This window comes from Nonomuraea sp. CA-143628 (genome assembly GCF_050942315.1).
Lineage (GTDB): Bacteria > Actinomycetota > Actinomycetes > Streptosporangiales > Streptosporangiaceae > Nonomuraea.
Genome location: NZ_CP192072.1, coordinates 13,171,145 through 13,183,487 on the forward strand (window position 1 = coordinate 13,171,145; position 12,343 = coordinate 13,183,487).

Here is a 12,343-nt window from a genome sequence, read left to right on the forward strand (position 1 = left end):
AGTGCATACTCCGAGACATGACCACCTCACCGCGCCGAGTCGAGGGGCGCACACTCATCGATCGGGACCCTGACCAGCTCGTTTGGATCTTGTCTGCGAGAGAATCCGCCGACAGAAAAGATCAGCTAGCCAATCAGCTCACGGATCTCCGTGCCCTCGTTCGGAGCATCGGGGGGCGGATCGATCGGGAAGTACCCGAAAACGCCGTTTCATCTTACAAGAAGACCAGAATTTCGCTGCCTGATGGCACATATGGGTATCGAGTCGTTCGCCCCGACTGGGAAGACATCCTTACCGGCCTACGCCGCCGCGAATGCAACGCTCTGGCTGTAGCCGATCTCGATCGTGCAACACGCGATCCAAGAATCTTGGAAGACCTCATTGAGGTTGTCGAGCACTACGGCGCGTACGTGGTCAGCCTGACAGGCAATATCGACCTTACGACGGACGCCGGTATTTCGGCAGCGCGCGGGCTGGTCAATCAGCGAAACCAGGAATCCCGGAACACCTCTCGCCGAGTCGCTACCGGAAAGCGGCATGCCGCACTAAAGGGAAAGAACAACGGTGGCCCTCTTCGGCCCTTCGGATGGCGGAAAGACAGAAAGGCTGTCAACAAAAGAGAGCAAGCACACATCCTGCGAGAGCTCCCAAGAATCAGAGGAGGAGTAAGTGCAGTAACTATTGCGCGAGAATGGAAAGAACGCGGAATACCCACGGTCTCCGGTGCAGAGTGGCGCTCGACAACCGTCAATGGCATTTTCACGAATCCGCGCATTTGCGGCATCCGCACCTATGACGGGGAGATCCTTAGGGATGAATCCGGCAACCCCGTGCGAGGCGAATGGAACCCCATCCTGACGGTAGAACAATGGGAAGAGGTGTGCCAGAAATGGAAGCCTTCCAAGCCCCAAGCCCCATCACGTCTCGGAGCCACGGGAACCGGCTCACGCACGAAGTACCTCCTCTCACCGTTCCTGCGCTGCGGAAAGTGCAATGCCAGAATGTCAGGCACGCTTGGGGTACGCGACGGCAAGAGGGTGGAGCTCTACATATGTCCCGGCAAAGGACTGGGAGGATGCGGCGGCACCTCCCGTATCGCCAAACCCATCAACGACTACATCACAGCTCTCGTCATCGCCGACCACAGAAGGATTCAATTCCAGAAGGAAGAAGAGGAAGGCGAAGAGCAGCCACCATGGCCCAAAGCAAAGGAATTGGCGGATCTGCAAGAACGCATCAACGACTCCACCCAGCGTTATGAAGCAGGCGAATACTCCGCCGAGCGCTACTTCCCCAGCTTGGCGAGGATGGAAGCGCGTGAGGCTCAACTAAAGCGCGAAAAGCGCACATACGAGAACAAGCAGCAATCCCGACGACGCGTGATCGTAGACCTGGAAAAGAGATGGAACGAGCCGGACTTTACCCTAGAGCAGAAACATGAAGCCATCGCAAAGAGCCTGTCAGCAGTTATCATCCGCCCAGCGGGTCGAGGCGTTCGCTTTCACCCCGATCAAATTGAGCCGGTCTTCAATGAAGAACATGAGAGCATGGTGCCATAAGCGCCAATATCCCAGAGCACGAATAGCCCCCGCTTGCGGTCGAGCAAGCGGGGGCTATTTTGGTTATTGGTCAGCCGCTATTTCTAGGCAGTAGATTTGCGCTACCTCACGAGCCCAGCGAGTTGACCTAGTCGGCGCGTTTTCTAGTTGGCGTTCGGCCCACTCTTCAGGAGTGGGGATTATCACCCTCTCTCTTTTCTTTTGTTTACGACTGTTTGGGTTGCTCGTTCGACATCACCTCCTTTCAGCGTCCGAAGCGTTACGGGTGCCGTCGCGGTGGAGTCGGCGGGCGTGGTTCCACAGGCGTCGACCGATCCGTAGGCGTAGACCGGTGCCGCCGCAGCGGGGGCAGAAACGCCACCCACGGCCGACGAGGTGGGCGATTCGTCCGGTGCCCTTGCATCGGCGATGCTCGCGGAACGGTCGGGCGTAACAGGCGTAGGCGTAGCTCAGCGTGAGCAGTACGGGAACGGCGATTGCTGCGGCGGCAGCGAGTGTGTTGGGGGTCAACAAACCACCTCCTGAGCTGAATACGGGTTGTCAGTCGGTCAGCCTGCTATCTGCTACCTGACTGGTCAGACTGCGTTTTGGGGTGCTAGCGGGGGTGCTTCCGGAAGCAGGGTGAGCTACTTCCGGAAGCACCGCCCGAGGCTCAGTCCGCACGGCCCGTTTGGTCACGATCCGCCATGGCTTGCGCGAGGGTTGCACGGTAGATGCCGCGCCGCGTGTGCTTCTTGCCGTCGATGCGTCGGCCGATGTCGCCGACCTTGACGCCGAGCGGCTTCAGGGTCGCCGTCAGTTGCTCGGACTTCCATCCGCCGTACACCTCTGGCCGCAGGGCGGCCAGACGCGTGCATAGCTCGGCGTTCCACGCAGCGTCTTCAGCGTCCGGCCACACGTGCGCCAGATCGGCGAGAAGGTCGTAGGTGGGTGGGTCCGGTCGGGTGGCGTGCGGGTCGGGCATGGTGCCCGCCTTGACGCGTAGGGCGATCGCTCGGGCGACGACCTGTTTGGCCTGGTCGGCGTTGACCTCGAATCCCCTGCGGGCACCGGGCTTGCCCAGACCGACCAGGATGCCCCACCCCGCCTCTACTACCGGCTCGAACACCGTGGCGCGGTGGCCCGCCTTGTACATCCCGGTACCCAGGATCATGTCGTTTGCGACCTGGTCGCTTACCGACAGGCATACGCGGGTGTTGACGTTGCGGGTGATCCCGGTTGGCAGGGAATCCTTGTCCGGGATCTGGGTGTCTATCAGCAGGATCACGCCCAGAGCTCGGCCGAGCTTGATCACCTTTTCGCACAGCTCCCCGGCTTCCGCACCATGGGTTCTGTCTTGGAAAAGTTCTTGCGCCTCGTTCAAGATCACCACTAGCGGGTGAAGCCCCGACCCTTTGCGGGACGCGAGTTCGGGCGTGACCTTGTTCTCTGGAGCCATCCCGAGCGCGTGGTAGTGGCTGATCTTGGCCGCGCGTTGCTGGCACTCGCTGTGATACAGCCACTTGATCAGTGCGGCGGCACGGCCGATGGTCTGGTCATCTTGGCCATTGCCGTACTCAGCGCACACGGGTTCGATGACCTTGAAGTCGCCCACGCCCTTGAACTCATACGCTCTGATCTCGGCACGTGGGTCGAGGCTCGCGGCCAGCCCCAACAGCCGCAGCAGGAACGTTTTGCCCGATCCGGGTTGTCCACCGATCAGCCAGTTCCGGAAGATCAGCATGGCTGTGATGATCTCCATGCGTGGCGTGGTGAAGATCGGGAACGGCTTGAACACGTCCACCGTGCCGCCCTTCAGAAGCGGCCAGAGCGGTTGTTCCATCGTGCTCGCCGGTTGGTAGCCGACCCACAGCGCGAGCCGTCCAGGATGGCCGCTAGCCACCTCTGGCCATACCTGATCGAGCGGTAGCCGCATGGCTGACGCGAGCCGTCCCCGCCGCGCCACCACGTCGGCCGCTTCAACCCCGAACGGCAGATCGACGATCGCCAGGTGTCCAGGTCCGTCGCGGTGGATGTCCTGCGGGAAGCTGATCGCGTGCTGATCTTTGGCTACGGCCGCATTGATCGCGCCTATGCCGATGCTGAGTAGCGAGCGGCGTACCAGCTCGGCCGTGAGCTTGCGGTAGCGGGCCCCTTGGCTGACGCGATCAGTGATCGGCTTGTCCGCTGGCCGTCCAGCACGGGCAAGGATCGGCACTAGCACGGCGAGCAGCGCCCACCGTGCCCACTCGGGCACGGTGACCTGTAGCGCCAGGACGAGGGGCACGGCGGTGGCACTGACCAGGATGGCCAGGATCAGCACCGACCAGCGCCACCGCGATTGCCGCTCGCGTTGCTTGTCGAGTTTGAGCCAGGTCATCGGATCGTTGCGGTCAGCAGCCGCTTGCCGAAGCGCCCAGTTGCCCTCTTCGGCACTGGCCCACCTCAACAGTCGGCCGATGCCGGAGACCGATCCGATCGGCGCGTAGATCGCCACCTTGGCCGCGTACTTCGGCAGACGTACGGCGTGGTAGCCGAGCACGTAGGCGGCATCCTTGCTCCACCACACCAGCATGGCGCGGGTGCCGATCCAGGTCCGTGCCCACGGCGGCAGGATGGGGGCACGCCCCCGACCGGTCGCTGACCGGTCGGGGGGTACGCCGTCGTCGTCGGGCCGATCTACCGGCGGCCCGTCCGCCGGTAGATCGTCGGGTACCGATTCCCGGTCGAAGAACTGATCTTCCCCGTCCGGGCCAAGATCATTTACCTCGCCCGCGGAGGGTTCAAGATCATTTTCTGGCCCTTCGCCGGCGGATTTGGGCACCTCTCTGACCTGCGAAAACTCCGGATTCTGGTCCGTCCAGGCGAACCCATCGAGCGGGAGCGCGGACGACTCGTCAGGGTCGGGCGGGCGCGTCATGAGGCGCCATCCCGTCCCCCGCGCCTGCCTCGCGGGTGCCGTGCGCGTGCGCGCTGCGCCGACAGTTCGTCGCGCAGGTAGTACAGGGGATCGTGTTCGCCGTCCGCGTGCGCGTGCAGGGTGGCGCGTGCGGCGGCCATGAGGTCCGCTCGGTCGAGGCGGAGCCGGGTGATCTCGCTGCGGAGCCGGGTGATCTCCACGACCAGGGCGGGCGTGTCGGCTAGAGCGGCTGTGACGTGCTGCCACAGGTCCGCGAGCGTCGTGGTCGAGCGGGCGAACGTGCCGATGAGTTGACGTGCGAGCCGGTTGCGGGTGATGACCTCCTGTAGGTCAGGGTCGGGGTATGGATGGCCGTTGGTCACTAGGCATCACTTCCTTCGGGTCGGTGGTCAGGAGCCGGTCAGCCAGGACACGACTGCGCCCAGCGCGCGGCGGACGTCGGGAGCCACGGCCGTTGCAGCCAGCAGGAAACCGAACGCGACGCATAGCAGCACACTCCAAAGCCGCAGCTTCAGGAAGCGCACGGCCAGCACCACGAGAATGCCGAGGAGCACAACCACGGGGATCGTGACGTTCATCGGGGTATCACCTCCTTCCCCACGTGAGCGAGACATGAGCGGACGGCTAGATGCCGTCGTGGCGGGCCTTGTGACGTCGCCACGCCGACCGGGCGCGGCACTTGCGGCAGCGCTTGCTTCCGGGGTCCGGACATGCGCCGCACAGGCACACAGGGGTCAGAGGGAATGTGCGCAAAGGGATCACCTCCCCCCCTGACGCGAGCGGGGGGCGGAGTCGTCGGGACGGGGGCGGCGCGCGTGCATGAGCACACGCCGCGCCGCACGCTCCGCACCGCTATGGGGGCGGTCCAGGAGGTTCCGGTGGCGGTCGTCGGCACGAATGCCGCAGACCAGCGCCACGAACAGCACGAGAGCGCCCATGGCGGCGAGAGCCGCGAGGCTGAGCACTAGTAGGGGGATGTCCACCGTTCACGCTCCAGGGGGAAGGTCTGGAGAGACGCAGTCCTGGTAAGACATGAGTGCGTTGGTCCTGGCACGACGCGCTTCTGTAGCGGTCATTGCGCCGTACAGCAGAGGGCCGAAGCGCACCTCCGCCGAGTGGTAGCCAAGATCCGCATCGGCAGGGTTGAGGGGCATACCGATCAACCGCCCGATGCGCTCTACCTCTGCTTTTCTTTCCTCTTCGCTGCCGTGCAGGACGCATACCGTGGCATGCACCATGTCGGGTACGGGCAACTCTGGCCGATCTTCCAGGAAGTCGGCGAGGGCTCGTAGGCCCTCAATGAGTCGCGTCCGGTGATCGGTCCGGTTACGAGCGCTCATGTTGATCACTTCCTTCCGAGTCGTGAGGTCAGCGAGCCATAGAGGGCCAGCGAGTCAGGGCAGTTCTCCAAGAGATCCGCAACCGCGTGAAGCGCGACGATCACCACTAGGAGCACCGTCGCTACCAGCTGGCTCAAAGCCAGGGCATCCGTGCCGTTGTCAAGGACATCCGCCAGGGTGCGAGCGCCCGTGATCACGCGGGAGTGGTGGACACTCTCAAAGTTCGCCATCAAGATCACTCCCATCCGCAACTTGACTCCGGCGACTGCTTGCCCCCCTCGATGACCGTGCAGGGGGTACTACACGCTGGACCGTACAGCCCCCCCTGCACGAACGTCAAGGGCCCCCTGTACGAAGGGTCTAGCCCCCCCTTGACGAAGCGCGTACTCTGGCGCTCATGACGAATGAAGGCGCGATCGGAGCAGTGCAGGCCGCGCTTGCTGACCTCGAAAACGCTTTTGGTGCGGCAATTCAGGCGATCCATGCCGAACCGGACCATAACCGCGCTTACAGCGACGCGACGGAACTGGTCGAAACGTTAAGGCGCCTCTTTGAAGCGTCGGCAGATCAGCGCGCGCTTTCGGCAGCCCGCATTTTCAGAGAAGAGGAAATGTCGCTAGCTGAATTGGGCGGACGCATCGGAGTATCGAAAGCGCGTGCTGCCCAACTCATCAAAAGCGCAAGAGACATCAACAGCCCAGCGTGAAACGTGACAAGGAACTTCGATGACCAAGCTGACAGAGGTAATCATTGAAGTCTGGCCCGTATCGGCTGACGAAGTCGGCCTATGGCTAATCAGCGGACGCGATGCATGGCGTTCCCAGGCCATACGGCAAGACAGCGACCCCCACACGGCCGTTACAAATCTCTTGCAGGAAAATGATGCGTCGGATGGCGTGAAGCTCCTGCACTCGACAAGTTGGCGCGCCGAAGGTCCCGCCGTGATCCTTACCTATGTCGCCGTCATCGGCTGTGGCGCGTTCGTGCGCGATAAATGGCAAACCGCAGCGCCAATCAGCCCGGTTCTACCGGGTGCAGTAGGAAAGCCGATAGCAGTTGAGGCAACAGAAGCCCCAATCCCCCGATACATCGACGTGCTTATGCATGGTTTGCGGCATTTGCAGTTTCTACTGCAAACAGATTCGGCTGCACGTACGGCTCTCTGCGGAAAATGGCCCGACCATCTCGCGGTCTTTCGTCCGGCACTAGCCGGCATGTACGACCACGAGCACGGGGAAGAACCGATCACTCTCCCCGAAGGGCATGAAGCACGGTAATTCGCTCGGACAACTAAGGAGCATGAAGTGTCGGAAGGTTCGCTAGAACAACTTCACGTACAGCAGCAGACCGTGAGTGTGCTCGAACAGCTTCTAGCACGCGTCGCGAATGAGGAGTTGCCAATAATTACATGGACTATCGCCAGTGACGCGTCTCCGGTCGCACTTACCGGCCAATGTGATGCAGAGAATCCCGACCAGCGGCGCCGTGATTTCGAGAGGTGGACAGAGGCCCTAACTGCCAAAGCTCTACCCAACGAAACGATGGGTTCCGGTAGCACCAGATTGCAGGCTACCCTGACAGACAATTACGCGAACCTAACTATTGCCATCATCGCAGAGCTATAGAGCAAATTCGCCATACGCAGTGCGGGGCGTGTGACGACAAACGAAAAAGGCATCCTGGCCCATAGGCCAGGATGCCTTTTCTTGTACCACCTATCTCCACGGAGACATCTCCGCGTACGCCCTATACCCAGGTTAACGTTGAAGCGGGGGCCAGGTGAGCGACAAGCCGCATGCTTTGCATGTCCTGGTGAACGTCGCTGGGTCAACCTCAAAGGGCCCTATGCAACCGTTCGCGCATGGGTCCGCCCCTGACCGTTCGCGCATGAGGTACGAAACAGGAGGGTTAATTATGTAAATCATTCTGGCGGCTAGTCTCCCGTATTCGCCTCTACCGGCGAATTGCTGACACCGCTGCGTTGTGCTGCCTCGTATCTCAACCATTGAACCTCTCGTATTCTTAGCCTGACGAGCTGGGTAGAAATATCAACCGTTTTACTGATGGCCTCAAAGGTCTCCCCCGCTTCAAAGCGATCGGTCATTTCCTCTGCGGTCACCTGTTCTCCACTTTCTTCGCTAAACGCCACCTTCTTTCGATAGGTCCGGGATCGTGGATCGTTTGGATGGCGGCGCTTAATCCCTGCCTCTACCATGCGTCTGCGGACTGTTGTAGTAGAGACGCCGAGCGAATGAGCGATGTGCACTATGAGCTCTCCAGCCTCGTAGCGCCGCCTCAATTCGGTCGCATCAATTCCGATATCCATCCTCGGACGAGTCCGCCTATGCCGTAGGGCTTCGCGGCGACTTCGGCGCGGGATTTGTGCTTCGTCTAAGCGTCTTTCGATTGTCCGAGCCGCCACGCCAAGCGACTTGGCGATTCTATTTACACTTTGTCCAGCCTCGTAGCGCCGCCTCAATTCAGCAGTATCAATACCAATATCAATCCTTGGACGAGGCGGGTTAATCCGCAAGGCTTCGCGGGAAGTTCGGCGCGGGATTTGTGCGGCTTCTAAGCGTCTTGCGATCGTTGTAGCCGACACGCCAAGCGACTTGGCGATTCTATTTAGACTTTGTCCAGCCTCGTAGTAGCGCCGCCTCAATTCAGCGGTATCAATACCAATATCTATAATGTTCTTCGCAGACATAGCTTGACCGTCCTTTAGTCTGAAGCTCTTTTACGCGCGGTAGCCACGAGCTGGGCAGCACGCTGTTTCGATATGCCCAACTTTTCCCCCAAGCCTGTAAGCGACAAGTCGTTATCCGTAAGGATGCGCTCTGCAATCTTGGCGCGTTTTAGGGCCGCATTATCCGCGATCCGACGTAGACAAATTGCCAGCTGCGTAGCCTGCTCAAAAGCTTCGGGAAGGTCAGAAGCGGTTTCTAGTTCCGCGCTAACCCGTTCGTACAGTTCATGGATGGCAGTAAGTCCCTGAGCGGGTGGAGACACTTGTGAGGAGTCGTTTCCTTCGATCGTGAAATTCACCTTTTTGTCATGCCCGTCTCTTAGGTTCGCTCTCAACCGGAGAGTTAGCGAGGCGGAGCCCTAGATCCGCCAAGAACTGACGAAGCAGTACGTTGGCGCGGTCCTTGGCCAGCTGCGTAGAGAAGAATTCCTCTGACTTGGGCTTCATCCCTTTCTCATCAGGAAGCCGGGGAGAAAGAACGCAACGCCCCTCTCCCGTCTGCCTTCTGGTGATCGAGAATGCCTTGACTTTTCCCACGAAACCGTATTCGGTATCGGCGAAATTGGACGCCTTCCATTCGATCCTGAATTCGAGCATTAATCTATTCTCGCGTTTCGCCTGGAGTCGTATCCTGAACGTAAATGGTTTCCGAATAGGTAGCGCTAACGGGTCGCAGCGGGCAGGCATGGGGTACATGCCGGTTGGGGCAGCAGACGACGGCAATAGAAATAAACATGCCGCCTTTTAGCCATTCGTTCCATTGCACGTCCATGGCGCGTGACAGGAGTGTCATTGCGAAATCAAGGCGGTGCTTTAGCTTCATGCGAACCGGCAAGAGGAATGACTTGTGCACCTGTAGATACTCACGTACCAGCCAGTCAGCGACCGGAGAGGGAGAAGAGAACGTCTCGGCGATTCGTGTTGCAGGTTTGAGTAGCCAATCGCCTACTTCAATCGGAGGTAGAGGTGAGTCGATGAAATGAGGCGATTCCGCATGGCGTTCTGCCATCCGTGCTCGCTCCGCTCCGGTTCCGGTCCAGGTATAGGCGTGCCAGTGCATCTGTCTAGCGCTCCCGTAAAGGTGGCGAGGTAGAGGCCCGAACCTGCCGTAATGTGGGGAAGGCGCATACGGCGGGCTCGGGCGGCTTTTGGTTTGTCAGCGGCCAGTACGAAAATCCTTCTCGTTGGAGACCGGGGCACAGGCGAGTTTCAATAGTCCCGACTGGGACATGCCCTGTAGTTCTCGATACCGTTGGTGAATCCGGCTGACTGCTTTCTCTAGAGCGTTGGCGTGACAGTAGGTCCATACTTTTAGTCCGATATCAGTGGTATCGCCTGACCACCACTTGAACCGATATCCGACCGGCCCCTTCTCGCACCACACGGACAGAGAAACGCCGTCCACCGGCACCGCTACCATTGCCACATCGACGCCTTCGACGTCGGTGTATAGTTCGGTCTCGATGTGGAGCTTGGCGAGTTTCCGGCATAGGTCGATTGCCATCCGATGCGTCCGGCTAGAAGCCGCATGACGTTGCCCGCTCACGATTTCGTCGCTACTCCCGCTAAGAAATCGATGTGGTCAGCCTCAGCGACCGCAAAGGGATCGATGTAGTCGGGCTGCCACAGAGGAACCCGCACCACCCCTGGATCTATCAGCGACAGGTGGGCATCGGTGAAGAATCGGTTGATCTCCTTTTCCGTGCGGAGGACGGTAGGTGCCGACGCGTTCTCGTAGGCTTTAATAGCGCGAATCGTTCTCGGCGCCTCTAATACATGTGTCAGTACTAGATAGCTTCCGGGCGCCATAGCCTCCATGAGACTCGCCACGATTCCGTGCGGATTGTCATCGGGCGGGATGAAATGCAAGACCGCCACGGCCAGCACGCCCACTGGACGCGTAAAGTCCAGCACGCTGAAGGCGTCAGCCTCGCACGCCCCACACCAAAAGAGGAAGTCGGGATCGCGTAGGTCGATTGGCAACATCTTCGTACGCGGATCGGTGGCCAGCAGTGCGCGCCCGTGGGTAACAACGACCGGATCATTGTCCACATACAGGGTGCGTGCTTCAGGGTTGAATTCTTGTGCGACCTCATGCACATTTCCCTGACTTGGAAAGCCCGTTCCTATATCAAGGAATTGGGATATTCCTTGGCGCGCCAGATATTCTACTACCCGCTTGATGAACGCTCGGTTTGCTCGTGCGCAGTCCTTTGCGTAGGGGTTCAGTTTAGAAGCTTGATCAGCGGCTTTGACATCTGCTTCGTAGTTGTCCTTGCCGTCTAACCAGTAGTCATACATGCGCGCCACATTGGGCACGTGTGGATTGACCTTGGAGGATGATAAGAATGGCAGCCCGTTTGCACCTACCGGGCTAGTCGGTGGCATAGAACCTCCCGTCGGGTCATGCGCGTTTGATCGCCTGCCTTCACTTGGGCAGTCGGGAACACAGCCGCTTCAGAAGCCTTTGGGCTTTGAGTTGGCCATGGGGACACCATACTTCAGGCTTGCTAGGCATGCTAGGGATGCCGCTATCGCTTGGCAGTCCTGGTGGTGCATAGCGTGTTGATCGTGATCGAGTGGAAGCCAGATACGCCCCGATGGATCCAGGTCTATGAGGCGATCAAGGCAAGGATCGAGTCGGGCGAGTACGCCCCCGGTGACAAGCTGCCCTCGGTTCTCAAGCTCCAAGAAGAGTTCGGGATCGCTACCGCAACCGGGCAGAAGGTCTTGCATCAACTTCGCGCGGATGGGCTGACCTACACGCAGCCAGGTATGGGGACCTTCGTGAAGAGGCCGTGAAGAGGCCGGGATGACTCCGGCCATGAAGCGGGACTCCAGCAGGCGACGATTAAGGACTAGAGCGCACCTGCGGGCGCGGGATGCCGCCTCATGGCGGAGTACCCACCCGACCCTGACGAGCCGTCCGCGATCCTGCCCCACCGCTCGCGTGAACAGGACCCGTATCCGGAGTCTCCGCAGGCCGAAGGGGTGTCCAAATCCGCCGGCAAGCCGCCTAAAAAACGATCTTGAAACCGTCGCTGACGGGTATGGAGATCAGTTCGGACGGAACTTAACTATCCCCCCGGAGTCAAGTGATTACGCATGGTTTCCGCCGTACGGTCAGGGAAGCCCCTGATTTAGGAGGATGCAATGCCTGGATGCGGCTCGTGTGATTGCTTCATCGTGGAGACCGGGGGTCTCTTGGTTGGCCAGGTAGACGGCGATTAGAGGGTCCGTGACAGACCCCGTGGAGCCCTAAAAACCAGGAAGCGGCATCGTGGCGTACGACCACGATGCCGCTTCCTGGCTGTTAGATGCCGTTTTGCCGTGCGTGTTGTTTAGAACACGATGCGGGCGCACGGGGCTGCGAGCCAGCCGCTAATACCCTGCCTGCTCACGGCGTACCACTCGAATCCTCCTTGACCACATTTGTTCGTGTAGCCGTTGACATTGTCTCCGAGTAGGACTTTGCAATTGCTGACGCGCGTCCCCGTACTTAGAACTGTGAGGACTCTGCCGTTCGCCAAGGGAACGGCGCGGATAGCGACTCGCGCCCCCGTGACCTGGAGTGTTCGATTGACGGTTACCGTTGAACCGGTCGTTGCGGATACGCTACTGCACGACTTTTGCTTCGTCGCGGCCTGGGCGCTAGAGGTCCCGATGAGAGTGGCAACAGCGGATGCCAGCACGGCGGCGGCGAAGATGGTACGGGCGTGCTGAATGGACTTGGACATTTCTTGTCTCCCTGTCTCGGAAGGGTTTGATGGAATGTGCCAAGCCGTACGTACAGTTCTCC

Annotated in this window: 15 protein-coding genes; 5 read left to right on the forward strand and 10 right to left on the reverse strand. The window is 60.0% G+C overall.

Annotation, left to right across the window (positions count from 1 at the left end):
- Positions 1-17 precede the first annotated feature (17 nt).
- A complete protein-coding gene (locus ACQP2T_RS60075) occupies positions 18-1,559 on the forward strand; it encodes a recombinase family protein (protein WP_433513565.1) in 1,542 nt (513 codons plus the stop codon).
- A gap of 652 nt (positions 1,560-2,211) precedes the next feature.
- Here ACQP2T_RS60075 and ACQP2T_RS60080 read toward each other — a convergent pair.
- Genes ACQP2T_RS60080 through ACQP2T_RS60090 form a run of 3 tightly spaced genes read right to left on the reverse strand, consistent with a single transcriptional unit; the run spans position 2,212 to position 5,036 of the window.
- Positions 2,212-4,458: a cell division protein FtsK gene (locus tag ACQP2T_RS60080; RefSeq protein ID WP_433513566.1), complete on the reverse strand. Its 2,247-nt coding sequence runs from the start codon at positions 4,456-4,458 to the stop codon at positions 2,212-2,214.
- Positions 4,455-4,820 (reverse strand): hypothetical protein, encoded by a 366-nt coding sequence (locus ACQP2T_RS60085; protein WP_433513567.1) that lies wholly within the window; start codon positions 4,818-4,820, stop codon positions 4,455-4,457. The genes ACQP2T_RS60080 and ACQP2T_RS60085 overlap by 4 nt, the downstream gene beginning before the upstream one ends.
- 27 nt (positions 4,821-4,847) lie before the next feature.
- The gene (locus tag ACQP2T_RS60090) at positions 4,848-5,036 is read right to left on the reverse strand and encodes a hypothetical protein (protein WP_433513568.1); all 189 of its coding nucleotides are present in this window, start codon (positions 5,034-5,036) and stop codon (positions 4,848-4,850) included.
- Positions 5,037-5,273: 237 nt separating this feature from the next.
- Between ACQP2T_RS60090 and ACQP2T_RS60095 the strand changes: the two genes are divergently transcribed.
- Positions 5,274-5,426, forward strand: coding sequence for a hypothetical protein (locus tag ACQP2T_RS60095; RefSeq protein ID WP_433513569.1), 153 nt, complete (start codon positions 5,274-5,276; stop codon positions 5,424-5,426).
- Positions 5,427-5,444: 18 nt separating this feature from the next.
- On the opposite strand, the gene ACQP2T_RS60100 is transcribed toward ACQP2T_RS60095, so the two are convergent.
- Together ACQP2T_RS60100 and ACQP2T_RS60105 are read right to left on the reverse strand one after the other, a co-directional pair.
- Positions 5,445-5,798, reverse strand: coding sequence for a hypothetical protein (locus ACQP2T_RS60100; RefSeq protein WP_433513570.1), 354 nt, complete (start codon positions 5,796-5,798; stop codon positions 5,445-5,447).
- Positions 5,799-5,803: 5 nt separating this feature from the next.
- Positions 5,804-6,028: a hypothetical protein gene (locus ACQP2T_RS60105; protein ID WP_433513571.1), complete on the reverse strand. Its 225-nt coding sequence runs from the start codon at positions 6,026-6,028 to the stop codon at positions 5,804-5,806.
- A gap of 167 nt (positions 6,029-6,195) precedes the next feature.
- On the opposite strand from ACQP2T_RS60105, the gene ACQP2T_RS60110 reads away from it, so the two are divergent.
- The gene (locus ACQP2T_RS60110; protein ID WP_433513572.1) at positions 6,196-6,504 is read left to right on the forward strand and encodes a hypothetical protein; all 309 of its coding nucleotides are present in this window, start codon (positions 6,196-6,198) and stop codon (positions 6,502-6,504) included.
- 19 nt (positions 6,505-6,523) lie between these two features.
- On the forward strand, positions 6,524-7,075 hold the full coding sequence (locus ACQP2T_RS60115; protein ID WP_433513573.1) for a hypothetical protein: 552 nt from the start codon (positions 6,524-6,526) through the stop codon (positions 7,073-7,075).
- Between the two features lie 656 nt (positions 7,076-7,731).
- Here the strand turns inward: ACQP2T_RS60115 and ACQP2T_RS60120 are convergent.
- The 5 genes from ACQP2T_RS60120 to ACQP2T_RS60140 form a co-directional block, all read right to left on the reverse strand.
- Complete coding sequence (locus tag ACQP2T_RS60120) at positions 7,732-8,505, reverse strand: hypothetical protein (RefSeq protein ID WP_433513574.1); 774 nt, start codon at positions 8,503-8,505, stop codon at positions 7,732-7,734.
- A 345-nt stretch (positions 8,506-8,850) separates the two neighbouring features.
- Entirely contained in the window at positions 8,851-9,141 is a 291-nt protein-coding gene (locus ACQP2T_RS60125; protein ID WP_433513575.1) for a hypothetical protein, read from the reverse strand.
- Positions 9,142-9,145: 4 nt separating this feature from the next.
- Positions 9,146-9,553 carry a hypothetical protein gene (locus tag ACQP2T_RS60130; RefSeq protein WP_433513576.1) on the reverse strand — a complete coding sequence of 136 codons (408 nt, stop codon included), beginning with the start codon at positions 9,551-9,553 and terminating at the stop codon, positions 9,146-9,148.
- 147 nt (positions 9,554-9,700) lie between these two features.
- Positions 9,701-10,090 (reverse strand): hypothetical protein, encoded by a 390-nt coding sequence (locus ACQP2T_RS60135; protein WP_433513577.1) that lies wholly within the window; start codon positions 10,088-10,090, stop codon positions 9,701-9,703.
- Positions 10,087-10,845, reverse strand: a complete 759-nt coding sequence (locus ACQP2T_RS60140; RefSeq protein ID WP_433513578.1) for an SAM-dependent methyltransferase — start codon at positions 10,843-10,845, stop codon at positions 10,087-10,089. The genes ACQP2T_RS60135 and ACQP2T_RS60140 overlap by 4 nt, the downstream gene beginning before the upstream one ends.
- A gap of 261 nt (positions 10,846-11,106) precedes the next feature.
- On the opposite strand from ACQP2T_RS60140, the gene ACQP2T_RS60145 reads away from it, so the two are divergent.
- Positions 11,107-11,346, forward strand: coding sequence for a GntR family transcriptional regulator (locus tag ACQP2T_RS60145; protein WP_433513579.1), 240 nt, complete (start codon positions 11,107-11,109; stop codon positions 11,344-11,346).
- The last annotated feature ends 997 nt before the right edge of the window (positions 11,347-12,343 follow it).

What these genes read in the sequence shown, in the direction of transcription:
- ACQP2T_RS60075 (WP_433513565.1), top strand. Translation starts at nt 18, where the DNA reads ATGACCACCTCACCGCGCCGAGTCGAGGGGCGCACACTCATCGATCGG.
- ACQP2T_RS60080 (WP_433513566.1), bottom strand. Translation starts at nt 4,458, where the DNA reads ATGACGCGCCCGCCCGACCCTGACGAGTCGTCCGCGCTCCCGCTCGAT.
- ACQP2T_RS60090 (WP_433513568.1), bottom strand. Translation starts at nt 5,036, where the DNA reads ATGAACGTCACGATCCCCGTGGTTGTGCTCCTCGGCATTCTCGTGGTG.
- ACQP2T_RS60100 (WP_433513570.1), bottom strand. Translation starts at nt 5,798, where the DNA reads ATGAGCGCTCGTAACCGGACCGATCACCGGACGCGACTCATTGAGGGC.
- ACQP2T_RS60105 (WP_433513571.1), bottom strand. Translation starts at nt 6,028, where the DNA reads ATGGCGAACTTTGAGAGTGTCCACCACTCCCGCGTGATCACGGGCGCT.
- ACQP2T_RS60110 (WP_433513572.1), top strand. Translation starts at nt 6,196, where the DNA reads ATGACGAATGAAGGCGCGATCGGAGCAGTGCAGGCCGCGCTTGCTGAC.
- ACQP2T_RS60115 (WP_433513573.1), top strand. Translation starts at nt 6,524, where the DNA reads ATGACCAAGCTGACAGAGGTAATCATTGAAGTCTGGCCCGTATCGGCT.
- ACQP2T_RS60120 (WP_433513574.1), bottom strand. Translation starts at nt 8,505, where the DNA reads ATGTCTGCGAAGAACATTATAGATATTGGTATTGATACCGCTGAATTG.
- ACQP2T_RS60125 (WP_433513575.1), bottom strand. Translation starts at nt 9,141, where the DNA reads ATGCTCGAATTCAGGATCGAATGGAAGGCGTCCAATTTCGCCGATACC.
- ACQP2T_RS60130 (WP_433513576.1), bottom strand. Translation starts at nt 9,553, where the DNA reads ATGGCAGAACGCCATGCGGAATCGCCTCATTTCATCGACTCACCTCTA.
- ACQP2T_RS60140 (WP_433513578.1), bottom strand. Translation starts at nt 10,845, where the DNA reads ATGTATGACTACTGGTTAGACGGCAAGGACAACTACGAAGCAGATGTC.